The sequence below is a fragment of the Vibrio sp. 10N.286.51.C3 genome, from assembly GCF_003050065.1.
In the GTDB taxonomy this organism is placed as follows: domain Bacteria; phylum Pseudomonadota; class Gammaproteobacteria; order Enterobacterales; family Vibrionaceae; genus Vibrio; species Vibrio crassostreae.
The window spans coordinates 79,238-99,493 of sequence record NZ_PIGC01000014.1; the positions used below are offsets into that span (position 1 = coordinate 79,238).

Consider the following 20,256-nt stretch of genomic DNA (forward strand, 5'->3'; position numbering starts at 1 on the left):
CTGTATTTGTGCTTTATGTTACATTTCCTCAAAGGGAATAGCACTTAAATCGCGTAAATTTATGTAACATTTCTACTTCTGTAAGAGTATTACAGTTTTACTCAGTAACTTTGTTGATTCACATCAGAATCAACATTAATTGTTACTAAGGTGGTTTTTGAATCACCAAAGAGTTAGTAATTTTTACTCACTTTAGTTCAAAAGCCACCCACTTACCATTTGCCAGCTAATTTTTAGCACGCATTACCACGAGTGGAATTTCTGCTGCTTCTCTGGTCCAAATACGACCGAATACGGGTCTTGGTGAATTAATACATCAGCATCAGGGAACACCGAGATAAGCTTAGCCTCTACTTCGTCTGAAATGCGATGCGCTTCAATAAGTGGGATATTATCTTCTAATTCTAGATGCAGTTGAATGAAGCGAATTGGCCCCGAACGACGCGTTCGTAATTGATGCACACCTAACACGCCTTCCACGCTCAATGATGTCTCTTTTATCTGCTTTAGTTCTTCATCAGGTAGCTTATGATCAAGCAGAGATTGAACCGCTTCCATCGCCATTTGATAAGCGCTGTACAGAATGTAGATACCAATACCCACCGCAAATACAGAGTCCGCTTGGCCAAGTCCAAACCAACTCAATGCCAGTGCCAGCATAATTGCGGCGTTCATATAAAGGTCTGATTGATAGTGCAATGAATCGGCTGCAATAGCTTGGCTACCCGTTTTGTTGACCACATGTTTTTGGAAGCGAACCAGACCAAAGGTCATCACTATCGCGAACAGGCTGACGTAGATACCAATTTCTGGAGAGTTCAGTTCATGAGGTCGGAAGAATCGCTCAATACCATTGAGAATAAGGAAACATGCTGAGCCTGAAATAAACATCGCTTGCGCTAATGCAGCAAGGGATTCGGCCTTACCATGACCAAAGGTGTGCTCTTTGTCGGCAGGCTGCAGAGAGTAGCGAACCACGATAAGGTTAACGACAGAGGCTGCGATATCAAGCATGGAGTCCACGACGGAAGCCAACAGACTCACAGAACCTGTCACCCACCACGCTGCGACTTTCACTATCAATAAAATAGTGGCGATGGTTGTGGCTGCCCAAGCGGCGAGCGTAACTAAACGTGCGTATTCTTGTTTCATAACTTGGCTATAAAGTGACTGATAGCACAAAGTATAACCCGCAAACAACCAATTGAATATGACAGCCATGATGTAAAACATTCATTTTTAAGGATCAAAAAAAGCGGCACACGGCCGCTTCTTTCTAAACACTTTCATGCAACGCTGATTTCTCAAGCAATGAATTACTTGTCTTTGTTCATGCGTTTTTCCATTTTGTCAGCACACTTAGTCATGCGCTCTTGTTGGATTTCTTTCAGTTGAGTCTTTTGCTCAGGTGTTAGTACGCTCATCATTTGATGTTGTTTCTTAAGCATTGCTACGCGACGCTCAGTTTGCTTCTCAACCATTTGGCTTGCTAGGTCGTTTGCTGCTGCTTCATCGAAGTTGTCAGCCAGTACCAATGCTTGAACTTTCTCTTGATGCGCTTTCATTTTCGCCATCTTGTCAGCTTTATTGCCTGAGTGTTTTGCTTTCATCTCAGCGCGGTTCGCTTCACGCATCTCTTTTAGTTCTGCTTTTTGAGCATCAGTCAGGTCTAGCTGACGCATCACTTTCTTATCGAAGCCGCCACATTTACCGTGCATGCCTTTGTGGTCGCCTTTATCACCACCACCGTAAGCATATGCGCTTGCTGTACCAAAAATAAGTGGAAGTGCCGCAGCTGCTAGTACAAGTTTCTTAGTCATTTTCATAATTGTTGCCTCAATTCGGTATAATAAGTCATGTGTTGCGTCTGTTTCTCAGCGCTTGAATATAGATTAGTCTTTCCCTCGTAAAGTGACGTTTAGAAAGCGTAAAGAATCGTAAAGAGTGAAAGTTGACGAATAATTAGCAGTATTATTAACCTGTAAATAGCAGATAACCGATTAAGGCTTCCCAATGGCGAACATTCTTCTTATTGATGACGACACCGAGTTAACCAGCTTACTCAAAGACATTCTGAGCTTTGAGGGCTTCACTGTTTCCGAAGCCAATGATGGCTATGCGGGACTTGAAGCTATCAATGATGAGATTGACCTGATTCTTTTGGATGTGATGATGCCGCGTCTTAATGGCATGGAGACACTAAAGAAACTGAGAGAAAATTGGGAAACGCCCGTGCTGATGCTGACCGCAAAAGGCGAAGAGATCGACCGTGTAATTGGCCTTGAACTTGGCGCAGACGATTATCTACCTAAGCCTTTCAGTGACAGAGAGTTGTTAGCGCGTATTCGTGCCATTTTGCGTCGGACTCAAACCACCACTGCACCTAAAGCGGTCAGTGACAAGGTTCAATATCAAGACATCGAAGTCTTCCCTGGTAAACAAGAAGCCTACTGCAATGGTCAGCTCATCGACCTCACCACAACCGAGTTCGCACTACTGAGTCACCTTATCCAAAATCCAGGGCAAGTGATCACCAAAGAAGCATTGAGCCTAGATGTGTTAGGTAAAAGGCTTGCGGCGTTTGACCGCGCAATTGATATGCACATCTCCAATCTGCGTAAAAAGATTCCTGAGCGTAGCGACGGCAAATCTCGCATCAAAACCTTACGAGGCCGTGGTTACTTATTGGTAGAGGAAGATTAATGCGTATCCCTAAAATCACCAGCTTATATGGACGTATCTTTGCTATCTTTTGGTTCACCATGTTACTGGTGCTTTTGTCGGTGCTGTCACTTCCCCATTTAGATCCACGTGTAGCACGTGATGTGCCCGCGGATCATCTCAATAAGTTAGAGCGTATCGCTAAATTCACAGAGAAACGCTACGCCAAAGAACCGAATCTGGGCAAAATTGTGTTCCAACTTGAGGCACCACGTAGCCGCAAGGATTCTCGCGCCCGCATCTACTTAACCGACCTTGAAGGAGCAGTCCTTACCTCTAAGAGACATTCAGACTACAAGTTGAAGGCAATTCGAAACTTTGTGACCTCAATTGAGAACCCTGAAGTGCCGAAGCAGAAGCTATACGGGCACTACATGGTCGCAGGTCCAGTACCGATCAAACTCGCAGGTGAAGAACTGTTGATGTACGCCGGAGTGAAATGGAATCAACCACCGCCATTCTTGTTACGCCTGTTTGATAAACCTCTGCAGCTTTTGCTTGCCGTGATGTTAGCCAGTACCCCGCTATTATTATGGTTAGCTTGGGCATTGAGCCAACCTGCTCGCAGGCTCGAACGCGCAGCCCAGCGCGTAGCGAAAGGTCAATTTGAAGTCGATCCAACACTTGAAAAAGGCACTTCAGAGTTTAGACAAGCAGGTGAAAGCTTTAACCAGATGGTAGAAGCGGTGAACCAAATGATTTCGGGGCAACAGCGACTGCTCTCTGATATTTCACACGAGCTCCGCTCCCCACTGACACGTCTTCGTATGGCCAATGCACTAGCGATTCGTAAACAAGGCGAGAGCCAAGAGTTAGAACGCATTGACACCGAAGCACAACGTTTGGAACAGATGATCAGTGAGCTACTGACGCTATCTCGTATGCAGGTCGACAGCCACATTACTCGTGAGGTTCAACCTATCTCGAGCCTGTGGGAAGAGATCTTGAAAGACGCACAGTTTGAAGCCGAGCAGATGGGTAAACAGCTGACGTTCTCGGAGATCCCCGAGCGTTCTATTTCGGGTAACCCTAAGCTGCTGATGAGTGCGCTAGACAATATTACGCGTAATGCCATCTACTACGGCAAAGACCAAGTCGATGTGCAGTTCCACGTGGTGCAAGATCAGCTAACAATTTGCGTCAATGATAATGGTGATGGTGTACCGGAGGATGAATTAGATTCTATCTTCAGGCCTTTCTACCGTGTCTCAACTGCCCGTGATCGTAATACCGGAGGTACTGGGCTTGGGTTAACCATTACTGAGAGTGCGATTCGCCAACACAGCGGCACCATCACGGCAAGCCGAAGCCAGTTAGGTGGATTACAACTCGAAATCACCCTACCTATCTTACCGGTGTAATACCCCCACAAAGATCGCAGTTGATAATGATTGTTATTATCACTATGGTAAATCCTCTAATTATGGAGGATTTACCATGTCGCACACTTTCCCTGAACTGCCCTACGCTTACGATGCCCTAGAACCTTACATTGATGCTAAAACGATGGAAGTGCATTACAGCAAGCACCATAGAACCTACTACGATAAGTTTGTTGCGGCGGTGTCTGGCAGCGAACTAGAACAGCAATCTCTGACCGAAATCTTCGCTAACATCTCGCAGCACAGCCCTGCCGTGCGTAACAATGGTGGCGGCTACTACAACCATATCTTGTATTGGAATTGTATGTCGCAAGACGGCGGTGGAGAACCGACAGGCGAACTTGGTGATGCTATCAAGAGCACATTCGGAGATTTCAAGACGTTCCAAGATCAGTTCGCTCAAGCAGCAATCAATACCTTCGGCTCAGGCTTTGCGTGGTTGGTGGTAGAACAAGGACAACTGAAAATCATCTCAACCTCAAACCAAGACAACCCGTGGATGGATACCATCGCCAGCAATGGTGAGCCAATTCTTGCGCTGGATGTTTGGGAACACGCTTACTACATCAGCTACCAAAACCGTCGCCCTGATTACATCAACGCATGGTGGAATGTGGTGAATTGGAATGCCGTATCTGAAAACTACGCACAAGCACTTACGAATAAAGCGTAAGCGAATGGTGGTGAACTGTACTCACTCAGCTTGCCACCGTATACTCGGGCTATCTTTGATTATTCTTGTGAAACAACATGTTTGATATCGCTCTATACGAACCAGAAATTGCGCCCAATACGGGTAACATCATCCGCCTATGTGCTAACTGCGGCGCAAACCTGCACCTGATTGAACCGCTTGGCTTTGATTTTGAAGAGAAGAAAGTTCGTCGTGCTGGCTTGGATTACCACGACCTTGCGCGAGTGAAGCGTCACAAGAACCTAGAAGCCTTCCTTGAGTATCTAGAAAATGAACGCGAAGGTGACTTCCGTATTTTTGCTTGCACAACGAAAACCACAGGTCACCACGTGGATGCAAAATTCCAACAAGGTGATGTGTTGATGTTTGGCCCAGAGACACGCGGCCTGCCTGCTGAGTTCATCGAAAGCATGCCAATGGAACAACGCATTCGCATTCCAATGATGCCAGACGCACGCAGCCTAAACCTGTCTAACGCGGTTGCGATTATTGCTTTTGAAGCGTGGCGACAAATGGGGTTTGAAGGCGCGGTATAACCGATCGCTTACTAGGGCGGTTATCTGCTACCAATGATCGCTAACACGCAATAAAAAAGGCTCTTACCATTATCACTTGCTTGCGAAGGATAATGGTAAGAGCCTTTTCTGTTTTTCCCTCTATATAAAGAAGAGGGAAAACGGATTAGTTCAAGCGGTTACGATCGTTGTCGTCGTCTTTCTTCTCAAACTCACCCTCAAAGGTGTTGCCATCTTTTGATTGGTCAGAGGGATCGCGATTGAATGGGTCTTGTCCAAATGGACTCTGACCAAAACCAGCCTGTCCACCCGCATGGAAACCGCCAGACATATTGCTAACCACCATTTTTTCCATCATTTTCTTAGCAATCATCGCTCTTGGTGCTGGCAGCAATACCAACATACCAAGTGCGTCCGTCATAAAACCCGGAGTCAGCAGCAATACACCTGCAACCGCAAGCATCACGCCTTCAAGAATCTGCTGTGCTGGCATTTCGCCTTGTTGCAAACGGCCTTGTACAGACATTAGTGTCTGAATGCCTTGGCTACGAACCAGTGAGGCACCAACAAATGCAGTAATCAACACTAACGCAATAGTTGGCCACAATCCTAAGAAGCCACCAACTTGAATAAATAGCCCAATCTCAATGATGGGTACGAAGATAAATAGTAATAATAAGATAGGAAACACACGCCCTCCTTTGTTGCATTCAGTTTACGCTGAAAGCCCTATCAATCTCAAATTTATCCTGTAAATAAGCGTGTTTATTGACCGAGAATAACTTTGCAAAATATTGACGAAACAAAACCGAAAAAGGTGATCAACTTAATATTTTTATGCGCTAAGTACAGTATCATGTGCCACATAAGTCAGGACGGATTTATCAGCCCAATATTCTAGCGAACGGAGTATTTGCACACAGAATAGGCTAATAACTAACTATATAATCAGAATAATTCTCTAAGGATCCTGTTATGGCTACTCTATCAGAAGCACAAGTTGATGCTCCTCAAGCTACTCGTCTCGAAGAAGATCTTTTAGGTCAACGTCATGTTCCGGCTGATGCTTACTACGGCATCCACACTCTACGCGCAGTTGAAAACTTCAACATCTCAAATGTAACGATCTCAGATGTACCTGAATTCGTTCGCGGTATGGTGATGACAAAGAAAGCTGCGGCTTTAGCAAACAAAGAGTTAGGTGTAATTCCTAGCGAAGTGGCTAAATACATCATCCAAGCTTGTGACCTAATTCTAGACACGGGTAAGTGCATGGATCAGTTCCCATCAGACGTTTTCCAAGGTGGTGCTGGTACTTCTGTAAACATGAACGCGAACGAAGTGGTTGCGAACGTGGCACTTGAGCTTATGGGCAAAGAAAAAGGCCAATACGAGTTCATCAACCCGAACGACCATGTAAACCGTAGCCAATCTACAAACTGTGCTTACCCAACTGGCTTCCGTATCTCTGTTTACAACAGCGTACTAAAACTGATCGACGCGATTGAATACCTAAAAGGTGCATTCGAGCTTAAGAGCCAAGAATTCAACACCATTTTGAAGATGGGTCGTACTCAACTTCAAGATGCAGTTCCAATGACGGTTGGCCAAGAGTTTCACGCTTGGGCTGTAACCATCAATGAAGAAATCAAAAACCTAGAATACACCTCAAAGCTACTGCTTGAAGTTAACCTAGGCGCAACAGCTATCGGTACTGGTCTGAATGCAGCTCCTGGCTACCAAGGCCTAGCAGTGAAACACCTAGCAGAAGTAACGGGCCTTGAGTGTGTAGCGGCTGAAGATCTTATCGAAGCAACGTCTGACTGTGGCGCATACGTAATGACGCACGGCGCACTTAAGCGTCTAGCCGTTAAGCTATCTAAGATCTGTAACGATTTACGTCTACTTTCTTCTGGCCCACGTACTGGCCTGAACGAACTGAACCTACCTGAACTACAAGCTGGCTCTTCAATCATGCCTGCTAAAGTAAACCCAGTTGTACCTGAAGTAGTAAACCAAGTTTGCTTTAAAGTTCTAGGTAATGACAACACGGTTTCTTTCGCAGCAGAAGGCGGTCAGCTTCAATTGAACGTAATGGAACCTGTTATCGCACAAAGCATGTTTGAGTCTTTAGACATCCTAACAAACGCATGTGTGAACCTACGCGACAAGTGTGTAGACGGCATTACTGTGAACAAAGAAGTGTGTGAATCTCACGTATTTAACTCTATCGGTATCGTAACTTACCTAAACCCATACATTGGCCACCACGAAGGTGACATTGTTGGTAAGATCTGTGCAGAAACAGGTAAGAGCGTGCGTGATGTGGTTCTAGAGCGCGGTTTATTGAGCGAAGAAGAGCTTGATGACATTTTCTCTGTTGAAAATTTGATGCATCCTCAGTATAAAGCGAAGCGCTACGAATAAAGTTAGCGAGAAAGGGCTCCAAACGGAGCCCTTTTTTAGGCTCCAATACGGTTAACCATGTTTATTTTGTGGATTTCTGTATGTTGCACTTTTGCTTAATTGAACCTAAACCATAGAACTATTATGTGAACATTCCAGCGGCGAATGTTCACATAATAAAATCTAAATGAGGTGTTACTTATGATTGCAGTAGAACTATTTGTCGTCCTGCTCTTTATCTTTTTGGGGGCCAGAATTGGCGGTATCGGTATCGGTTTTGCCGGTGGTGCTGGTGTTATTGCCCTTTCACTTATTCTTGGCGTTCCAACAAGCCAATCTTTCATCCCGATCGACGTAATCTTGATCATCATGTCTGTTATCACCGCAATTGCTGCAATGCAGGTTGCTGGCGGTATGGACTGGTTGGTGCAAATTGCAGAAAACTTTTTGCGTAAGCACCCTGAACGCATCACCTTTTATGCGCCAATCGTGACCTTTGTAATGACGCTAATGGCGGGTACTGGTCACACAGCATTCTCAACACTTCCTGTTATCGCAGAAGTAGCGAAAGGCCAAGGCGTTCGTCCTTCTCGTCCACTGTCTATCGCAGTTGTCGCTTCTCAAATCGCTATCACGGCTTCGCCAATCTCGGCAGCGGTTGTGGCTTTCGCGGCAATGCTGGCACCGTTCGGTGTTGATTATCTAACGCTACTGATGGTTTGTATCCCAACAACCTTCATCGCTTGTATGGTTGGCGCGGTTGTCGCTAACTACATGGGTAGCGAGCTGAAAGACGATCCTGTTTACCAAGAGCGTCTAGAGAAAGGTCTAATCAAACTAGCAACAGAAGAGAAACGCGAAATTCTGCCAACAGCGAAGAAAGCAACGTACATCTTCCTAGCAGCGATTGGTTTCGTGGTGTGCTACGCAGCAGCTATCTCTAGCTCTGTTGGTCTAATTGAAAACCCTGCGCTAGGTCGTAACGAAGCGATCATGTCTGTGATGCTGGCAGCAGCTGCGGCTATCGTTCTGTTCACTAAGATTGATGCAGCTAAGATTTCTTCAGCGCCAACATTCCGCTCTGGTATGACGGCATGTGTATGTGTACTTGGTGTGGCTTGGTTAGGTTCAACATTTGTAAACGCACACGTTGCTGAAATCAAAGACGTAGCAGGCGCTCTACTGGCTGACTACCCATGGATGCTGGCTCTTGTTCTGTTCTTCGCTTCGATGCTGCTTTACTCTCAAGGCGCAACAACGGTTGCACTGATGCCTGCAGCACTAGCGATTGGCGTAGCACCACTAACAGCCGTTGCTTCTTTTGCTGCGGTAAGTGCGCTGTTCGTACTTCCAACTTACCCTACGCTACTAGCAGCGGTTGAGATGGATGACACAGGCTCAACGCGTATCGGTAACTACGTTTTCAACCACCCATTCTTCATTCCAGGTGTGGTAACAATCAGTACAGCGGTAGCACTAGGCTTCGCGTTCGGCGGTCTGTTTATCTAATATTCGCTGATGATTGAACATTTAAAAGGAAGCTTCGGCTTCCTTTTTTATTTTCTACTCAACGTGTTGTTTGATACACATCAAATAACCATTATAAACTTTAAAAACCGCCTAAAAATAAAGTTTGAATAAAATTCCAAGATTATTCAACCCAACTAGAAACAACACCTATCAAATCAATCCCCCCTCGCTTTCCTTTAATCCATAGCGAATATTAATCCAAGCTAACTAACCAAAAAACCTTGCCGTTTTTCTGCCATTTTTCAGACCATTCATTAGCGATTATTTTTGTGAACAGCACCAAACTTAAATACTGACGTAAGGAATAAAATAACCGCAGCTAAATTAAATCTAACTTCATTTGGATTAGTAAATATAAAAACAAACTTAATTTAAAGTCAGCAACTTTATATCGTTGAGTGCTTTATAAGTGTCCGTGTATTTACAATCTATAAATCATTAGTCGCTAATTCACATCACTTCTATTTAAGATGATGTAAGGAGATAGCCATGACAACTCAAACGATACCAAGCGAGAAAAAAAAGGGCGGCTTCTTTGCCAACTTTAAATTCCCTTCTGCCTACACCATTCTATTTATTCTGATAGCGTTCGTCGCTCTGCTTACCTGGATTGTTCCAGCAGGCCAATACGACCGAGCAATGAATGAAGAGCTAGGCCGAGAAGTACCCGTAACCGGAACCTATCAAGCGGTAGAAGGTAACCCTCAAGGCGTGATTGACGTACTGCTAGCGCCTATTGACGGCTTCTACGACCACAATAGCTATGAAGCTGCGGCAATCGACGTTTCGCTGTTCATCCTAATCATTGGTGGCTTCTTAGGACTAGTAACTAAGACGGGGGCGATTGATGCCGGTATCGAACGCGTTACCGCCCGATTAGAAGGGCGAGAAGAGTTGATGATACCAATACTGATGGCACTGTTCGCCGCAGGCGGTACTGTCTACGGCATGGCGGAAGAATCACTACCATTCTATACATTGTTGGTGCCTGTAATGATGGCTGCTCGCTTTGACCCTCTGGTGGCTGCTGCGACGGTACTACTTGGCGCAGGGATTGGGGTGCTAGGTTCAACCATTAACCCATTCGCAACCGTGATCGCTGCCAACGCCTCTGGCATTCCATTTACCGACGGTATCGTGTTGCGTATTGCGATGTTGATTATTGGTTGGGGTATCTGTGTCGCCTACGTGATGCGCTACGCAAGAATGGTTCAAGCCGATCCAAGCAAATCCATTGTGTACGACAAATACGAAGAGAACAAAGCGCACTTCCTTGGCAACGCAAGTGGCGAAAAACTGGAATTCACCGCAACTCGTAAACTGATTCTGACCATTTTTGGTGGTTCATTCGCGGTAATGATTTACGGTGTATCCGTTGCTGGGTGGTGGATGGCAGAGATCTCTGCAATGTTCTTAGCAGCAACCATCATCGTCGGTATTGTGGCTCGTATGAGCGAAGAAGAGTTTACCACCAGCTTTATTGATGGTGCCCGTGACCTACTTGGTGTTGCGCTTATCATAGGTATTGCACGTGGTATCGTAGTGGTGATGGACCGCGGTATGATCACCGATACCATTCTGTTCTCTGCAGAACAAATGGTAACGGGGCTTTCTTCGGTTATCTTCATTAACGTGATGTTCTTCTTAGAGATTCTACTGTCGTTCTTAGTTCCATCGACCTCTGGCTTGGCGGTACTTACCATGCCAATCATGGCACCACTGGCTGACTTTGCTGGCGTAGGTCGTGACCTGGTTATCACTGCGTACCAATCAGCATCTGGCTTGGTGAACCTAATTACGCCAACCTCCGCGGTGGTGATGGGTGGCTTGGCGATTGCTCGCGTCCCTTATGTACGCTGGGTTAAATGGGTAATGCCACTAGTCGGTATCTTGATGGTGTTCTGCATCATTGTTCTGAGTATTGGTGCGCTTATCTAAAACCTACACACCTCACTTTCTCACTCAAAGCCGCTTTCTAGCGGCTTTTTTTGTCACTATCGATGACCAACAAAACCCTTCCATCGAAACACCCTCACAAGCTGCACACGCATCATTTAAAGCCACTCTATTAATCTATCTACCTATCAAAGCCGCAAAGCCTAAACGAGCTGAGACACTTGCTAGAAAGCAAAGATAACCTTTAAATATCGATACTAAGGTTAATTAAAAATCAAATATTCATCGCTACTATATTTAGATAAATACTTAGTCACTTATTAGAGTTAATTATATTCAAAGTAAATTAATCTGTAATAACCAAAGGACAAACATTAGCTATTTTCATAGAAAATCGGATTAAAACACTCGATTGTAAAGTGTGACCGCAATAGCTTTATTCGCATTTAAATTGTTAAAGAATAATTAATTTCATATTCAAAATTAAATATATAAATACTAACATTGCATACTTCCACCTTAAGCTCATTCTTATCAATAAAATTATTTTGCATATAAACCCCTGTAATTCCCACTCTAGTAATACGAGTGAAAAAAGTATGCATAATGTTCCCAAAGAGTTAACTATTTAGAAGGGATAGCCAATAGTTAAAAGTGCATAAAGTTTGTTAAAACCCTTAATTTTAAAGGGCTGAGGGATAAAAAACGATTTGTGATAGATCTCTAAGAATACCTGACTAGCAGGCGTAATATTAATTCCAGACAAGAGATATGAATAAATAATTCATTCTTCTCAACTGAAAATAAATAATTACTCTTAGCGATAAAAGTAATTCAAATATATAAGAGAGAGACGATCATGAGTAAGTTCTATGTAGGTTCTGAAATAGGTCAATTACGCCGCGTTCTAGTTCACCGTCCAAGACGCGCACTGACTCACCTAACACCCTCTAACTGTCACGATTTACTATTTGATGACGTACTGGCTGTTGAGCGTGCAGGTAAAGAGCATGACGCATTTACTCAAACGCTACGTGATCAAGGTGTTGAAGTTCTTCTTCTTACTGACTTACTAGCGGACACGCTAGCCGTGCCAGAAGCGAAAGATTGGCTTTTGAATCATCAAGTTTCTGATTACCGCTTAGGCAAAACTTTTGCTAACGACGTGCGCTGCTACTTGGGCGACTTACCAAACCTAGAGCTAGCAAAAATCCTAACGGGCGGCCTGTCTTACGCTGAGATGCCAATGAAATCATCTTCAATGATGCAAGGCATGCACGCACCAACTGACTTCATTATCGAACCTCTACCAAACCACCTATTTACTCGTGACACATCTTGTTGGGTATATGGCGGTGTATCAATCAACCCAATGGCGAAACCTGCTCGTCAACGTGAAACCAACCACGTTCGCGCTATTTACCGCTGGCACCCAACATTCGCAGGCCAAGACTTCATCAAATACTTCGGCGATGAAGAAAACATCAGCTACGACAACTCAACGATTGAAGGCGGTGACGTTCTTGTTATCGGTCGTGGCACAGTGCTTATCGGTATGTCTGAGCGTACAACAGCACAAGGTGTTGAGCACTTAGCATCTAGCCTATTCAAACACGGTCAAGCGAAACAAGTTATCGCAATGCAGCTACCAAAACACCGCTCTTGCATGCACTTAGACACCGTTATGACGCACATGAACGAAGATACGTTCTCTGTTTACCCTGAAGTGGTGAGTAAAGACGTTCAGTGCTGGAACTTAACTGGCGATGAGTCTGGTGCGGTAAAAGTGAAAGAGGAAGGCTACTTCGTAACGGCTATCGAAAAAGCATTGGGCGTAGACAAGTTAAACCTAATCACGACTGGTGGTGACAACTTCCATGCAGAACGTGAGCAGTGGAACGATGCAAACAACGTTCTAACGGTTAAACCTGGCGTCGTGATTGGCTACGAAGGCAACACATACACCAATGAAAAATACGACAAAGCAGGCATCACAGTTCTTCCGATTCCAGGCGATGAACTTGGCCGCGGTCGCGGTGGCGCACGCTGCATGAGCTGCCCAATTGAGCGTGATGGTATCTAATCACTAAGACGAAACGGCCAAGTTGAACGATCTTAAATCATCTCAGCTTGGCCAAAATGAGAGAACACAATTATGACTAAGCAAACTGTTGTTGTCGCACTCGGTGGTAATGCCCTACTTCGTCGCGGTGAGCCGTTAGAAGCCGATGTTCAACGCCGCAATATTGAAACGGCTGTGAAAACCATCTCTGAAATCGCAAAAGTGTACAACGTGGTGTTAGTGCACGGTAATGGCCCACAAGTTGGCTTACTTGCTCTGCAAGGTTTGGAATACAAGAAAGTAAATCCATACCCGCTAGATGTATTGGGCAGCGAAACTCAAGGCATGATCGGCTATATGTTGATGCAAGAGTTTAAGAACTACCTGCCTAACCGCAACATCTCTTGCATGTTGACCCAAATGACGGTTGATCCAAATGATCCTGCATTTGCGGATCCAACCAAACCGATTGGCCCAATCTACGAAGAAGCTGAAGCGCGTGAATTAGCGGAGAAATTCCACTGGATCGTCAAACCAGACGGACAACACTTCCGTCGCGTTGTGCCAAGCCCACGCCCTACTGGCATTGTTGAGCACGAAGCGATTACGCAACTTATCGATGCAGGCCACCTCGTAATTTGTACAGGCGGCGGTGGCATCCCAGTAAAAAAAGAAAACGGCAAATTAGTGGGTGTTGAAGCGGTTATCGACAAAGACATGTCAGCGGCTTTCTTGGCGAAACAACTGGATGCGGATGCACTGCTTATTTTGACCGACGCGGACGCTGTTTACCTTGATTGGGGCAAACCGACTCAACACGCATTGCGCAGTACCACCCCAAGCGAGTTAGCAATGTTCGAATTCGATGCAGGCTCTATGGGGCCAAAAATTGAAGCGTCGTGCGAATTCATTCAGCAAGGCGGCAAGGTTGTGGGTATCGGCGCACTCGAAGATGGCTTGCAAATCCTGCAAGGCCAAGCGGGTACCAATATCACCAAAGGTTAACGCACAAATAAGTTTCTATGTCCTTGTAAACACAGAATCAAACGAACAAATTTAACTAAAAATTGAATCGCGCTTTCTTGAATTTTCTTTCCCTGTAACAGGAAAGCGCCTAAATCTAAGAAGGAATACATCATGGCTTTTAACCTACGCAATCGTAACTTCCTAAAACTACTAGATTTCACTCCACGCGAAATTCAACACTTGTTAGATCTTTCTATGGAGCTAAAAAAAGCGAAGTACAACGGTTACGAACAGCCAACACTGACTGGCAAAAACATCGCACTTATCTTTGAGAAAACCTCAACTCGTACTCGCTGTGCATTTGAAGTTGCTGCATTCGACCAAGGTGCTCGAGTTTCTTACTTAGGCCCATCTGGCTCTCAAATTGGCCACAAAGAATCAATGAAAGATACCGCTCGCGTTCTTGGCCGTATGTACGATGGCATTGAATACCGCGGCTTCGGTCAAGAGATCGTTGAAGAGCTAGGCGCTTACGCTGGCGTACCAGTATGGAATGGCCTGACTGACGAATTCCACCCAACACAAATCCTGGCTGACTTCCTAACTATGACGGAATACGGCCGTGGTAAACAACTGCATGAAATCAGCTTTGCTTACCTAGGTGATGCTCGTAACAACATGGGTAACTCTCTAATGGTTGGCGCTGCGAAAATGGGCATGGACATTCGCCTTGTTGCTCCAAAACAATTCTGGCCACAAGAAGAACTATTAGCTGAATGTCGTGAAATTGCTGAACACACAGGCGGCAAAATCACGCTAACAGAAGATGTTCAAGAAGGCGTGCAAGGTTGTGACTTCCTATACACCGATGTTTGGGTATCGATGGGCGAAGCAAAAGAAGCGTGGGCTGAGCGCATCAACCTAATGATGCCTTACCAAGTCAACATGGACATGATCAAAGCGACTGGCAACCCACATGTGAAATTCATGCACTGCCTACCGGCTTTCCACGGCGAAGATACCACCGTAGGCAAACAACTTGCTGCTGAATATCCACAACTAAAAGACGGCGTTGAAGTGACAGATGAAGTGGTTGAGTCTGAATACTCTATCGTGTTCGACGAAGCTGAAAACCGCATGCACACCATCAAAGCAGTAATGGTTGCGACACTAGGCAGCTAATAAGTTAATAAGTTAATAAGTTAAGCACTCACTTGTTCGCAAGACGTTGACAAGTTAAGTGCAATAACAGGGAAATGCGGGTGGCGTTCTTGGGATTTTGACCTTGGATAAAACCCGCATTTTTTTTCATGTACTAGAAAGGATTATTACCTGAAAAAACCTGAGATTCGCAGTTCCGACAAAGGCTTAAATGAAAGCTAAAAACGGACGCAATTTCGCATAAAAATCCATTAAATGAATACTTTACAGAAAGTATTGCATGGTCTTTTTATCTGAGTATAATCCTCCGCAATTTGTCTAAAGAGAGCAAAAAATGAACCGCAATTCTGTCGCACATAATTGTCAAACCACACGCCAAAGAGTGGCGTTGGTGTCATTTTTATTTTGCTCTATTGATCGTTTCGAAGCCTCCTATTTTTAGGGGGCTTTTTTTTGTCCGCAATTTGACTGTATGCATAGAAGGAAGACCCGTTATGGCGCATTCGTTATTTAACAAGCACATCATCTCCATACCTGAGCTCACTCGTAATGAACTAGAGCTTATCGTCGACACAGCAGCAAGACTCAAGGCCGAGCCAAACCCAGAGTTGCTGAAAAATAAAGTCGTTGCGAGCTGCTTCTTTGAGCCTTCAACTCGAACTCGTCTTTCATTTGAAACCGCCGTTCAACGCCTTGGTGGCACGGTCATCGGCTTTGATAATGGCGGTAACACATCACTGGCGAAAAAAGGCGAAACGCTTGCCGACTCAGTGCAGGTTATTTCATCTTACGTGGATGCCTTTGTGATGCGTCACCCACAAGAAGGCGCAGCACGTTTAGCGTCTGAATTCTCTAACGGTGTTCCGGTGGTAAATGGCGGCGATGGTGCCAACCAACACCCAACTCAGACCTTGCTGGATCTGTTCTCGATTTACGAAACGCAGGGCACGCTTGATAACCTCAATGTCGCATTCGTCGGCGACCTAAAATATGGCCGTACTGTGCACTCACTAACCCAAGCGCTATCAAAATTCAATAACGTACGTTTCTTCTTTATCGCACCAGAAGTATTAGAGATGCCAGATTACATCTGTGAAGAGCTAGAAGAGATGGGGATCCAATACAGCACTCACAGCAGCATTGAAGAAGTCGTGCCAGAACTGGATGTTTTATACATGACTCGCGTACAGAAAGAGCGCTTTGATGCGTCGGAATACGCACACATGAAATCGGCTTACATCCTAACCGCCGATACATTGAAAGACGCTCGTCAAAATATGAAGGTCCTTCACCCACTACCACGCGTCGACGAAATCACCACCGACGTCGATAAAACGCCACACGCTTACTACTTCGAACAGGCTGAAAACGGTGTGTACGCACGTGAAGCTTTATTAGCCCTAGTTCTAAACGACACTTTATAAGCAGGAGATACAGTCATGGTTAAACAAACTCAGCTACAAGTAGAAGCGATCCGTAATGGCAGCGTGATTGACCACATCCCTGCTCATCTTGGGATTAAAATTCTCAAACTGTTCAAGCTGCATAAAACAGAACAACGCATCACGATGGGCTTAAACCTGCCATCATCAGCGCTCGGCAACAAAGACCTAATCAAAATTGAGAACATCTTTCTGACCAAGGAACAAGCCAACCAATTGGCTCTGTACGCTCCACAAGCGACAGTGAATCAGATTGAAGAGTACAAAGTGGTCAACAAGCTAACCCTTGTGCTGCCAGAACAAATCAACAGTGTGTTCGCCTGCCCAAATAGCAACTGTATTTCACACGGTGAACCTGTCGAAAGTAGCTTTAAAGTGCAGCTAAAACACGAAAACGTACAGTTAAAATGTCACTATTGTGAAAAAGTATTCTCTCGCGAGATCATGAGTGAAATTCGCTAACCCTTAGCGGTATTACCTTCGCAACAAAAACCACTAAAGTAACATGGATATTTATTCCCAAGCCGGAATAAATATCCATTAGCCAAAGAATAAAACCCCAAAATAAAAGCAATAAACCAGAATATTATTTGGTGATCGCCTTCAAAAAGATAACTATCCTTTAGTGGTAGACTCAATGAATAGATGATCATACATCTCGCATACCCTTCCTTCTCTACTTCGGGATTCATCGGTAAGCCTAATTAATAATCGTACTCTACGGCTTTGGGAGTGCGTTCTGCGCTATGGACAAGCGATATCCACACGTTGACCTTAAGGAGTTGTTCATGAACGAAATCACTGAGCACGGTTGCTTGTATTCAGCTGAAGATAAAACACTGACTGCGGCGTGCAAACGCTTACTACAACAACAAAGCTTCTCGACCCAAAATCAACTGCGCGAGAAACTGGTCGAGATCGGTTATACAGGCATTAGCCAATCGACTGTCTCTCGCATTTTGTCACAGCTTGGCGTTGTCAAAATTCAGAATGCCTGTGGTAAAAAGGTTTACTGCATTACAGTTGAAAGTGCGCCTGTGCGTGTCGATGCCTCCATCTCATCGCAAATCGAATTAATTACTCACAACCAAGCGATGGTGATCGTCAAAACAAACCCTGGTTGTGCGCAGTTGGTCGCAAGGTTAGTCGATATCGACCCACATACAGAGATTATCGGTACTGTCGGCGGCAATGACACTGTGCTCATTATTCCAAAAGATACGATGAACATTGATGCTTGCGAACAAGTAGTAAGAGCACGCTTAGGTGTTGCCTAAATGTCTTACTGGCAAGGGCTGTTCACTGCAGTTGCGCAGCTAACCCTCTCTCGACTGCCTAGCAAAGTGGCTCACCCGCCCTAGCGGATATTTGCTGGCCGATGAAACTAATCACAAACTATTACGGTCTGATTGAGTTAAGATACCTTCAACTCCAATTTGATGACTAAATAGTATGCGACGACTTGCCACATTACTTTTTGTTTGTGTTTCCCTGTTCACCCAGCCTGCGTGGGCGCTTTTTGGAAATGACAACGCCGAGCCAAGCTTCGGAGGCAATAACAACGGTTTTGTCCCTGTAGACCAAGCTTTCCCTTTCAATTACTACCAGCAAGACGGCAAGGTGCTTCTCGACTGGCAAGTAAAAGAAGGCTACTACCTCTACCAACATAGCCTCTCTTTCACTGGGCAAAATCTCGCGATCGGTAACGTTGAATTAGAAGATGGTAAGCCACACCAAGATGAATTCTTTGGTGAGGTGAGCATTTATACCCAGCCGTTATTCGTTCAAGTTCCCCTACAGAGTTACCAAGATGGCTCACAGCTGATCGTTAAATATCAAGGCTGTGCGGATGCGGGTTTCTGCTATCCACCCGAAACTCGAATCATCGACATTGAACCATTTGCGGCTACAGATTTTGGTTCTGGTTCAGGCGACTCTCAAGCTAATGCGGTATCGCAAGAGTCATCGGCTGCAAACAATGAAACCGATGTTTCAACGCAACAAGCTTCTCTAAAAGCAGACGTTGCAACTAACACCACTCCACAATCAAGTGCACCCGTTTCAAAAGAAGCGAGCCTAGCCGATAAGCTCGGTGACAGTTGGTGGACGCCATTATTATTCTTAGCACTTGGTGTTGGCTTAGCCTTTACACCGTGTGTTCTGCCGATGTACCCAATTCTAACGGGTATCGTTTTAGGTGGCGGCAAGCTCAGCCAAGGTCGTGCGCTGATGTTGTCGTTCATCTATGTGCAAGGTATGGCGCTAACCTACACCCTGTTAGGTTTAGTGGTTGCCTCTGCAGGTATGCAGTTCCAAGCGGCGATGCAACACCCTTACGTATTGATTGCGTTGAGCGTTCTATTCGTGGCGTTAGCCATGTCGATGTTTGGCGTTTATAACCTGCAACTGCCAAGCAGCATTCAAACTTGGCTCAACAACCAAAGTAACAAGCAACAAGGTGGCAATACCTTGGGCGTGTTCGCGATGGGTGCTATCTCTGGCTTGGTGTGTTCGCCTTGTACCACAGCGCCACTATCGGGTGCGCTGTTGTATGTGGCTCAAAGTGGTGACCTGTTTACTGGCGCGATCGCTCTATACGCATTGGCGATGGGTATGGGTATCCCGCTGATCTTAGTTGCGGTATTTGGTAATAAGCTACTACCGAAAGCGGGCAGCTGGATGGACAAGGTAAAAATCGTATTCGGCTTTATCTTGCTGGCAGCACCAATCTTCCTGCTAGAGCGTATTATCCCTGAGTTATGGGCAACCGTACTTTGGTCTGGCCTTGGCTTCATCGCCTTCGGTTGGCTGTACCACAGCAAGAATGCACTGCCATTCGGCGACTGGAAGCAAAGTGCGGTCGGTATCATCGCAATGCTTGGCTTGTTTGCTTCCGCACAGCCTGCATTGAACTATTGGTTTGCGGAGAAGAGCGTAACGGTAGAACAACAGCATATCCAATTTGCACGCATCAATACCGTTGAAGAGCTAGAAATCCAGCTCATCGAAGCGAAAAAGCTGGGTAAACCAGTGATGCTCGATTTCTACGCAGATTGGTGTGTGGCGTGTAAAGAGTTCGAGAAGTACACCTTCCATCAAGCTGATGTTGAGAACAAACTTTCTGACTTCGTTCTGCTTCAGGCTGACGTAACAAGAAACATGCCTCAGGATATTGAACTGCTTAAACAATTACAGGTTCTCGGCTTACCAACGATTGAGTTCTGGGATGGCGAGGGTAACCATGTTCCAAATGCTCGTGTCACTGGTTTTATGCCTGCCGATGTATTCTTAAAACACATGCAAGACCACCAGCTATAACGACGACATTCGTCTAAATATAAGCTCTAACGCAAGCCGCACTGCTCCTCATAACGAGATGGCAGTGCGGCTTTTTTGTGATTATAGGAAACGCTTTCCAAGAACAGGGATAAAAGTCGATATGGTTCAGACTTTTAATGCATAGATATTGTCCACATACTCA

17 protein-coding genes are annotated in these 20,256 nt (G+C 45.2%); 14 read left to right on the top strand and 3 right to left on the bottom strand.

The genetic code is table 11. From position 1 onward, the window contains the following. Window positions 1-243: 243 nt before the first annotated feature. Together fieF and CWO27_RS15785 are read right to left on the bottom strand one after the other, a co-directional pair. Window positions 244-1,152, bottom strand: a complete 909-nt coding sequence (gene fieF / locus CWO27_RS15780; RefSeq protein ID WP_048659217.1) for a CDF family cation-efflux transporter FieF — start codon at window positions 1,150-1,152, stop codon at window positions 244-246. A gap of 164 nt (window positions 1,153-1,316) precedes the next feature. Beyond that, entirely contained in the window at window positions 1,317-1,826 is a 510-nt protein-coding gene (locus CWO27_RS15785) for a CpxP family protein (RefSeq protein ID WP_048663014.1), read from the bottom strand. Window positions 1,827-2,013: 187 nt separating this feature from the next. Here CWO27_RS15785 and CWO27_RS15790 point away from each other — a divergent pair, with 187 nt between their 5' ends. From CWO27_RS15790 to trmL, 4 genes are all read left to right on the top strand, one after another. Then, window positions 2,014-2,703 (top strand): response regulator, encoded by a 690-nt coding sequence (locus CWO27_RS15790; RefSeq protein ID WP_048659190.1) that lies wholly within the window; start codon window positions 2,014-2,016, stop codon window positions 2,701-2,703. Further along, entirely contained in the window at window positions 2,703-4,082 is a 1,380-nt protein-coding gene (gene cpxA, locus CWO27_RS15795; RefSeq protein WP_102530069.1) for an envelope stress sensor histidine kinase CpxA, read from the top strand. Before CWO27_RS15790 ends, cpxA begins: the two co-directional genes overlap by 1 nt. A gap of 76 nt (window positions 4,083-4,158) precedes the next feature. Next, window positions 4,159-4,776: a superoxide dismutase gene (locus tag CWO27_RS15800; RefSeq protein WP_102530070.1), complete on the top strand. Its 618-nt coding sequence runs from the start codon at window positions 4,159-4,161 to the stop codon at window positions 4,774-4,776. Between the two features lie 77 nt (window positions 4,777-4,853). Continuing rightward, a complete protein-coding gene (gene trmL / locus CWO27_RS15805; RefSeq protein WP_009844716.1) occupies window positions 4,854-5,333 on the top strand; it encodes a tRNA (uridine(34)/cytosine(34)/5-carboxymethylaminomethyluridine(34)-2'-O)-methyltransferase TrmL in 480 nt (159 codons plus the stop codon). A gap of 145 nt (window positions 5,334-5,478) precedes the next feature. On the opposite strand, the gene CWO27_RS15810 is transcribed toward trmL, so the two are convergent. Beyond that, window positions 5,479-6,003, bottom strand: a complete 525-nt coding sequence (locus CWO27_RS15810) for an FxsA family protein (RefSeq protein WP_017077583.1) — start codon at window positions 6,001-6,003, stop codon at window positions 5,479-5,481. A 284-nt stretch (window positions 6,004-6,287) separates the two neighbouring features. On the opposite strand from CWO27_RS15810, the gene aspA reads away from it, so the two are divergent. The 10 genes from aspA (at window position 6,288) to CWO27_RS15875 (ending at window position 20,093) form a co-directional block, all read left to right on the top strand. Then, complete coding sequence (aspA, locus tag CWO27_RS15815; RefSeq protein WP_102433322.1) at window positions 6,288-7,739, top strand: aspartate ammonia-lyase; 1,452 nt, start codon at window positions 6,288-6,290, stop codon at window positions 7,737-7,739. A 180-nt stretch (window positions 7,740-7,919) separates the two neighbouring features. Next, on the top strand, window positions 7,920-9,227 hold the full coding sequence (locus CWO27_RS15820; RefSeq protein ID WP_048659195.1) for an anaerobic C4-dicarboxylate transporter: 1,308 nt from the start codon (window positions 7,920-7,922) through the stop codon (window positions 9,225-9,227). Between the two features lie 510 nt (window positions 9,228-9,737). Then, window positions 9,738-11,186, top strand: coding sequence for a YfcC family protein (locus CWO27_RS15825; RefSeq protein WP_048659196.1), 1,449 nt, complete (start codon window positions 9,738-9,740; stop codon window positions 11,184-11,186). An 817-nt stretch (window positions 11,187-12,003) separates the two neighbouring features. Beyond that, a complete protein-coding gene (arcA, locus tag CWO27_RS15835) occupies window positions 12,004-13,227 on the top strand; it encodes an arginine deiminase (RefSeq protein ID WP_017062724.1) in 1,224 nt (407 codons plus the stop codon). A gap of 72 nt (window positions 13,228-13,299) precedes the next feature. Then, window positions 13,300-14,211, top strand: a complete 912-nt coding sequence (arcC, locus tag CWO27_RS15840; RefSeq protein ID WP_048659197.1) for a carbamate kinase — start codon at window positions 13,300-13,302, stop codon at window positions 14,209-14,211. 132 nt (window positions 14,212-14,343) lie between these two features. Beyond that, the gene (locus CWO27_RS15845) at window positions 14,344-15,354 is read left to right on the top strand and encodes an ornithine carbamoyltransferase (protein ID WP_048663019.1); all 1,011 of its coding nucleotides are present in this window, start codon (window positions 14,344-14,346) and stop codon (window positions 15,352-15,354) included. 473 nt (window positions 15,355-15,827) lie between these two features. Next, window positions 15,828-16,757, top strand: coding sequence for an aspartate carbamoyltransferase (gene pyrB, locus CWO27_RS15855; protein ID WP_017062721.1), 930 nt, complete (start codon window positions 15,828-15,830; stop codon window positions 16,755-16,757). Between the two features lie 15 nt (window positions 16,758-16,772). Then, window positions 16,773-17,237, top strand: a complete 465-nt coding sequence (pyrI, locus tag CWO27_RS15860; RefSeq protein ID WP_004729721.1) for an aspartate carbamoyltransferase regulatory subunit — start codon at window positions 16,773-16,775, stop codon at window positions 17,235-17,237. Window positions 17,238-17,563: 326 nt separating this feature from the next. Continuing rightward, complete coding sequence (locus tag CWO27_RS15870) at window positions 17,564-18,052, top strand: arginine repressor (protein WP_048659199.1); 489 nt, start codon at window positions 17,564-17,566, stop codon at window positions 18,050-18,052. Between the two features lie 175 nt (window positions 18,053-18,227). Beyond that, a complete protein-coding gene (locus tag CWO27_RS15875; RefSeq protein ID WP_107899210.1) occupies window positions 18,228-20,093 on the top strand; it encodes a protein-disulfide reductase DsbD in 1,866 nt (621 codons plus the stop codon). Window positions 20,094-20,256 lie beyond the last annotated feature (163 nt).

What these genes read in the sequence shown, in the direction of transcription:
- fieF (WP_048659217.1), bottom strand. Translation starts at nt 1,152, where the DNA reads ATGAAACAAGAATACGCACGTTTAGTTACGCTCGCCGCTTGGGCAGCC.
- CWO27_RS15785 (WP_048663014.1), bottom strand. Translation starts at nt 1,826, where the DNA reads ATGAAAATGACTAAGAAACTTGTACTAGCAGCTGCGGCACTTCCACTT.
- CWO27_RS15790 (WP_048659190.1), top strand. Translation starts at nt 2,014, where the DNA reads ATGGCGAACATTCTTCTTATTGATGACGACACCGAGTTAACCAGCTTA.
- cpxA (WP_102530069.1), top strand. Translation starts at nt 2,703, where the DNA reads ATGCGTATCCCTAAAATCACCAGCTTATATGGACGTATCTTTGCTATC.
- CWO27_RS15800 (WP_102530070.1), top strand. Translation starts at nt 4,159, where the DNA reads ATGTCGCACACTTTCCCTGAACTGCCCTACGCTTACGATGCCCTAGAA.
- trmL (WP_009844716.1), top strand. Translation starts at nt 4,854, where the DNA reads ATGTTTGATATCGCTCTATACGAACCAGAAATTGCGCCCAATACGGGT.
- aspA (WP_102433322.1), top strand. Translation starts at nt 6,288, where the DNA reads ATGGCTACTCTATCAGAAGCACAAGTTGATGCTCCTCAAGCTACTCGT.
- CWO27_RS15820 (WP_048659195.1), top strand. Translation starts at nt 7,920, where the DNA reads ATGATTGCAGTAGAACTATTTGTCGTCCTGCTCTTTATCTTTTTGGGG.
- CWO27_RS15825 (WP_048659196.1), top strand. Translation starts at nt 9,738, where the DNA reads ATGACAACTCAAACGATACCAAGCGAGAAAAAAAAGGGCGGCTTCTTT.
- arcA (WP_017062724.1), top strand. Translation starts at nt 12,004, where the DNA reads ATGAGTAAGTTCTATGTAGGTTCTGAAATAGGTCAATTACGCCGCGTT.
- arcC (WP_048659197.1), top strand. Translation starts at nt 13,300, where the DNA reads ATGACTAAGCAAACTGTTGTTGTCGCACTCGGTGGTAATGCCCTACTT.
- CWO27_RS15845 (WP_048663019.1), top strand. Translation starts at nt 14,344, where the DNA reads ATGGCTTTTAACCTACGCAATCGTAACTTCCTAAAACTACTAGATTTC.
- pyrB (WP_017062721.1), top strand. Translation starts at nt 15,828, where the DNA reads ATGGCGCATTCGTTATTTAACAAGCACATCATCTCCATACCTGAGCTC.
- pyrI (WP_004729721.1), top strand. Translation starts at nt 16,773, where the DNA reads ATGGTTAAACAAACTCAGCTACAAGTAGAAGCGATCCGTAATGGCAGC.
- CWO27_RS15870 (WP_048659199.1), top strand. Translation starts at nt 17,564, where the DNA reads ATGAACGAAATCACTGAGCACGGTTGCTTGTATTCAGCTGAAGATAAA.
- CWO27_RS15875 (WP_107899210.1), top strand. Translation starts at nt 18,228, where the DNA reads ATGCGACGACTTGCCACATTACTTTTTGTTTGTGTTTCCCTGTTCACC.